We start from the raw sequence: 6096 nt of genomic DNA on the forward strand, positions 1-6096 counted from the left end.
TTAATATCGAACAAAATAAGACTCCTTATAATTTCAGAAAATTTTTTTTATAACTTTTATAACTTATAACATAATACTTAGACAATTCCAGAAATGCTATAAGCCAAACTAAATTTATCTATGGTTATTACATCCTATACTACTTTAAGCCTTATCTAAAGTGAAGTTAGCTAGTGTAAATCTACGTTTATAATTAGCGATTTATACCAAATACAGTTTTTAATATCCACAAAAAAATATGGCTCATATAGACCATTATATAATTGTATTGTTATTTTGAACTTTCTTTGACGAATTGATTCACCTGATTACGCACAACTTCCCATAGCTTAACTTGAGAAGCTTTACTGGCTGCCCCTACATGTGGGCTTAGAATAACTCGAGGATGTGGCTGATTGGCAAGTTGTACAATTGGGTCATTAATATCAGCAGGCTCACGTTCAAACACGTCAGTAGCAAAGCCTAAAACTTTTTCTGCTTTAATGGCCTTAGCAAGCGCTTGGGTATCTACTACTTTACCTCGCGCCACATTAATCACTATAGGGGTCTTAGCCATTTTTGAGATAGCATCATCATCAATCAAATGCTTGGTTTTCTCGGTCAAAGGACAGTGTAAGCTAATCACATCTGATTCGGCCAATACTGTATCAAATTCGGTGTAGCTATCGTTACGTGGCGTCTCTCCCTTATGCTCTGCCCATAACACTTTCATGCCATAAGCTTCAGCGATTTTTGATACCCGTTTACCGATATCGCCTACGCCAATTAAACCTAATGTCAAATTTTCTAAATCAATGATATCAGCATTCATCATGTCAGCTCTGTCTTGTTGTTTCCAGCTGCCATCTTTGACCTTGTTATGATAATTAACCCCAGCTCGCATGGCATTTAGTAATAACATAAAAGTATGCTCGGCTACAGTAGCTGTTGCAAAGCCGGGGACATTAAGAACTTTGACTGCGTTGTCCTCACAAGCCTTGATATCAACTTGGTTGGTGCCCACAGAGGTTACTTGTAACAGCTTAAGATTATGCAAGGCTTCGATAACCTCACGCTCTATACGTAACGAGCCTACGATGACAATATCTGCATCTTGGCAACGTTCAATAATGACTGCATTGTCTTGAGGCGTACCTTTGAATCGAACCAACTCGCTCAATGCCTCAGGTGTCGTCAACTGTATATCTTCTGCAAATCTATCTTCATCTAATAAGACAGCTTTCATTGAATTATCCTTTCTTGATAAATTTATTTAAGATTTTATGATTGGCTTTTTATGATTGCTTTTTGTAGTTAGCGATACGCCTTAAAGTTATGAATACTGATCAAAAAACCTAGTAGAGACTCATTTTTATACATATTCGTCGAAACATCGATTCAAAAACACTTAAAAAGTAAGTTCTAAAACACACAACATATTTTAAGAATCAAACAAAATCTTGCTGCATAATATAACTCATATTACGCTCGGCAAGACCGGTAATAAATACATAAGGATTAACACCAGCACTACCCGGTATCAGAGCACTGTCTTGAACGTATATATTCTCGTGGCCTTTAACTCGTCCAAAATCATCCGTGGCTTTACCTAACACACAACCGCCCAAAGGATGATAACAAAAGTTATCACCAAATCCTTTGCTAAACAATAAGCTTGATGTACGTCCACCATTGGCTTTGGCTAATTTTTGTATTAGCTCTTTGGCGGCGTTAATGGAATACTCATTTTGCGAGCGTTTCCAATTGAGCTTCACCGTTTGCGACGCTTTATCATAATAATAACTGCCTCGCTCAGGGTTGTCAGTAATGGCCAAATACAAGGTAGTCCAAGTCTCAAGTCCTAAAGGTAGCGGTGCAATTTCTGCAAATATCTTATATTTTGAGCCGTCTCTATCACCATCCCACATATTAATCCCTTTCACAGGGATGGTAGACTGAGCCTCACCTGCCGCATGCACAAAGTTACGACCCGTCATAATATTGCCATTGGGTCCCCAGTGCTGACCGATATGCTCGTTAAGATTGTTCAGCGTGCCTGAGGCCTGACTTTTTAGCAACAGCTCTGAAGTGCCAGTGCTACCTGCATTTAAAAATAGCTTGTCGCAGGTATAATATTCAATGGCATCAACACCACCTTGTTTGTTCAATACCTGCACTTCAAGTTTTAACTTATTGAGCTTATCGGCATCTTGCAACTGTTCTATATTACAAACTTTACGCAGTGTTTTGACGCTCACATTGCCAGTAGATTCCGCATCTTTTAGATAGGTTAAGTCTAGCGAAAATTTACCAGCATTATTGCCATAGATGACCTCACCGCCTAATGCCGATGGATATACCTCTCCTTTGGCTTCCTTTTGCATATAGTCAAAATCATAGCTATTGCCAAAAAACTGGGTGGTTAATCCCGCTTTTATGGCCTGACTTTCAGCAGCTCGAGTGTATTCATAGTGCTCAGAGGTCTTAAAAAAGTCTTCTGGAATCTGACTGACTTTCAGCTGTTTTAAAGCTTTTGGAAAAAAGGTGCTGTACATCTCTTCGCTGTTTATCCAAGGAAAGGTCTGCTCAAAATGTGACCGTCTAGGTTCAATAGCAATTGCTCCATTAACAATTGAGCCACCGCCATAGGCTCGACCAGCAAACACTTTCATATCGTCATATTCAATAAGGTCTAACACCCCTGGATATTTTTTTATATGACGTGGAATTGGAATCGGAGCGCTCGGCCAGTTTTTAAACCAACTAGAACGCTCATCGGCGCTAATCATTTTACAAAAGGTAGAATGGTCTGGGGTTCTATTTCAGCGCATGCCCATCTCTAAAATGAGCACTTTATGTGCTTGCTCACTTAAACGTAGGGCGCAAACGGCGCCACCATAGCCACTGCCGACAATAATATTACTAAAGTGTCCCGCTTGAATAGTTTTCGGGCTCAACTTCTTTTGAGTGGCCGATTGGCTGGTGCTTAATGTTTGACAGCCACTTACTGCCGCTGATGTGCCTACTGCACCTAGGCTTAAGCCCATTGTTTTAATAAATTTACGTCGTTGCATTCGATTCCTGATATTGTTTTGTTATTCGCCATTTCAACGGCTGTTGAAATCACTTTCATTACAATTAAACTTGCTTTTTTTAATGAGTTATTAGCCTTTAGTCTACCAAGCAAGGCTTACCCTATTCTTTAGCTTTCGTAATTTATTTAACTTATATTTGATGTAAGTTTTCCTATAGGGTATTAGCTTTAGCTTTACGAGTAAGTACTTTTGCAGTTTTATTAATGACATTATTATTAGGGTTAAAAAATAGCCGAAAAAGCACCCTAAACTACGATAAATTAAGCTAAAATAGATTTTCATCGACGTTATCAGAGCAGACACTATCATGACTTTATCTCCTCCTGAGTTTAAAACTGATAAGTTTTTTAATCTTAAAGATAGTTGGATTCAGACTGACTCTGATGAAATTACACACTATTACGATCAGGGTGAAGGTATCCCAGTATTACTACTGCATGGTTCAGGTTCAGGCACCTCAGCGGCAATGACTTGGTGGCAGAACATTCCTCATATTAGTCGAGATTATCGTGCTATTGCCTTTGATTCTATTGGTTATGGCGAGACTATCAGTGCCCCCGACAGTTCATACGGCATCAAACAATGGGGGGAGCATACGCTACGTCTAATGGACGCTTTGGGTATAGACAAAGCTTGGTTGGTCGGCAGCTCTCTAGGAGGCTGGATAGCTTTACAGCTGGCGATAGACCATCCACAGCGTCTCTATGGTGTGGTGTCCATCGGAACCGGAGGCACGAAAAAGACAAAAAGACCAAAAACTGTTCGTCCTCAAAACAACAAAACCTCGCTCTCAGCTGACTTGATACGACAAGATTTACTTAAAAACATCTGCAATGAAGAAGTGGTATCTGAAACTTTAGTCAAGTTACGTTATCAAGCCGCCGTAAAAGAACAAGCCAATGGTCTTAGAACCACTTTATTGGCAGCGCGCGATAATGACCGTGAACACTTGCCTCTAGACTTCTTGGCTTTAGGTCAACTACCTTTACCTGTCTTATTAATTCATGGGATGAATGATAAAGTCGTGCCTTTATCTCGTAGCTTTGAGTTACTAGAAGCTATGCCTAACGCAGATGCTCATTTTTATAGTCATGCAGGTCATTGGCCACATATTGGTAAGGCTAGCGAGTTTAATAACTTACTTCTCAGCTATCTTAAAAACCATGCTTAACTGTCTAATTTAAAGGTCTCCGCATAGGTTTATTGAAAACCTATATTACCTTGTGCTTTTGTCATTATAAGGTCACAAAACTACATTAATGTATAGTATAGCATAAGCGGAAACTACTCCTGTTTAATCAACTGTTTGGTTTTTTTGCCGTTTGGTTTTTTAGTACGCAAGTCAAACTGACAAGTCGCTAATGGATTAATTGATCTATAAACTTTATGATAAATAAAAAGATTACGCGCTTGTGTTGTTTTCTATCTTACTCTTCTATAGACTTGCGCCTTCTAAAACCTACTCTGATTTATCCCCTACTAATCTTCACATAACTATATTAATGTTCCATTTTTAGCCACAGTTGTTCTGCTACTTAACTCTTTACGTTTTGTTCGGCTTATTTTATAACTACCTTATTCTAACTATTAAATAATTCTAACGATCACATAATTATTGGCATTTACAGAGATATTAGTATGAAAAAACATGTTGTTATTTTTGAAGCTCGTGGTGGCTCGGATAAAAGCAAGTATGGCTATCGTCATGACACTTATCCGATTATAGAGTCATTAAAGGCTCGCGGATGGAGTGCTGAAGTTATTTTTTATAGTGATGAAAATCGCGGGGAAATCTATCGCTATACTATCGATAAAGCCGATGCTTATGTGAGCCGTATTAACCCAGGTAATCTAAAAGATGAAACCGGTTATTTTCAGATGCTACGAGAATTGGTACATCAAGGGGTAAAAGGTTTACCTCATCCAGATGTAATGATTAATTATGGGGCTAAGAATGTTGTCGAGCGTTTAAAAGGCACGACCTTGGTTCCTGAAGATGTATATTGTTACTATGAATACGAGGACTTAAAATCACGATTCCCGCAAACGTTAGCGCGTGGCGAGCGTGTCCTAAAACAAAACCGTGGTTCAACAGGTGAAGGGATTTGGCGGGTTCAATTAAAAGACCCAAAAATATATCAAGATGTCACTGAAATACCAGAAGATGCCTTATTAAAGTTGACTGAAGCTCGTGATAACCACGTTGAAGAAAAGACCTTAGGTGAGTTCATAGACTTTTGCTATCAGTATTTAGAAGGTGATAGCGGTATGTTATTGGACATGCCTTTTTTACCACGTATCAAAGAAGGTGAAATTCGTGTGCTAATGCTGCGTGATAAGGCGGTATCTGTGGTGCATAAAAAGCCTGCTGAATCACCTGAAGCATTCTCCGCCACTTTATTCTCTGGTGCAACCTATCGTTATGATAAACCTGAGCAGTGGCAAGACATGGTGGATGAAGTAGAAGCCAGCATTCCTATGCTCCAAGTGCGCCTCGGTGGCTACTCACTGCCTTTATTATGGACCGCAGATTTTATCCTAGATACTGATGAAAAAGGCAATGACGTTTATGTCTTAGGCGAGATTAATGCCTCTTGTGTTGGGTTTTCGACAAATTTAGAGTTGTCAGAAAATATTGCTGATGAAATTATGAATCTAATTGAAGCCGAAAGTGTGGTGAATCCACGTTTTCCAGCCTTTAGAATCTAATCGACCATATTGAATTGATTGGTAGGCCTAAAAACAGCTTAGTAACTAAACAATTAAATGACTAAATATTAAGTCATAAACGTATGTAGCCAAAATTATAAAGTCTGAGTTCATAGCTCAGACTTTTTTTTATGACTTTTTTAATGGCTTTACGAAACCCTAATTTTCATTATGAAATATGGCTTTATTAAAGATTTTATTGATGAATAATTGATTAACAATGTTTAGTTTTGTTTCTAAAGGTTATAAAGTTTTTTATAAATCTTAGATTAACACATGAAGTGCAATATCAAATGACAGGTGAAAAAAAGAC

General features: G+C 38.4%; 5 protein-coding genes. 2 read left to right on the top strand and 3 right to left on the bottom strand.

Annotated elements, in window-relative coordinates; translation table 11 throughout:
- Nucleotides 1-271: 271 nt before the first annotated feature.
- The 3 genes from QZ265_RS09340 to QZ265_RS09350 form a co-directional block, all read right to left on the bottom strand.
- The gene (locus tag QZ265_RS09340) at nucleotides 272-1225 is read right to left on the bottom strand and encodes an NAD(P)-dependent oxidoreductase (protein ID WP_296405575.1); all 954 of its coding nucleotides are present in this window, start codon (nucleotides 1223-1225) and stop codon (nucleotides 272-274) included.
- A 202-nt stretch (nucleotides 1226-1427) separates the two neighbouring features.
- Entirely contained in the window at nucleotides 1428-2768 is a 1341-nt protein-coding gene (locus QZ265_RS09345; RefSeq protein ID WP_296405576.1) for a GMC oxidoreductase, read from the bottom strand.
- A gap of 33 nt (nucleotides 2769-2801) precedes the next feature.
- The gene (locus QZ265_RS09350) at nucleotides 2802-3053 is read right to left on the bottom strand and encodes an NAD(P)-binding protein (RefSeq protein ID WP_296405578.1); all 252 of its coding nucleotides are present in this window, start codon (nucleotides 3051-3053) and stop codon (nucleotides 2802-2804) included.
- A gap of 328 nt (nucleotides 3054-3381) precedes the next feature.
- Here QZ265_RS09350 and QZ265_RS09355 point away from each other — a divergent pair, with 328 nt between their 5' ends.
- Nucleotides 3382-4245: an alpha/beta hydrolase gene (locus QZ265_RS09355; RefSeq protein ID WP_296405580.1), complete on the top strand. Its 864-nt coding sequence runs from the start codon at nucleotides 3382-3384 to the stop codon at nucleotides 4243-4245.
- A gap of 467 nt (nucleotides 4246-4712) precedes the next feature.
- Nucleotides 4713-5783, top strand: coding sequence for a Cj0069 family protein (locus tag QZ265_RS09360; protein WP_296405581.1), 1071 nt, complete (start codon nucleotides 4713-4715; stop codon nucleotides 5781-5783).
- The last annotated feature ends 313 nt before the right edge of the window (nucleotides 5784-6096 follow it).

The sequence above is a fragment of the Psychrobacter sp. genome, assembly GCF_018260395.1.
Lineage (GTDB): Bacteria > Pseudomonadota > Gammaproteobacteria > Pseudomonadales > Moraxellaceae > Psychrobacter.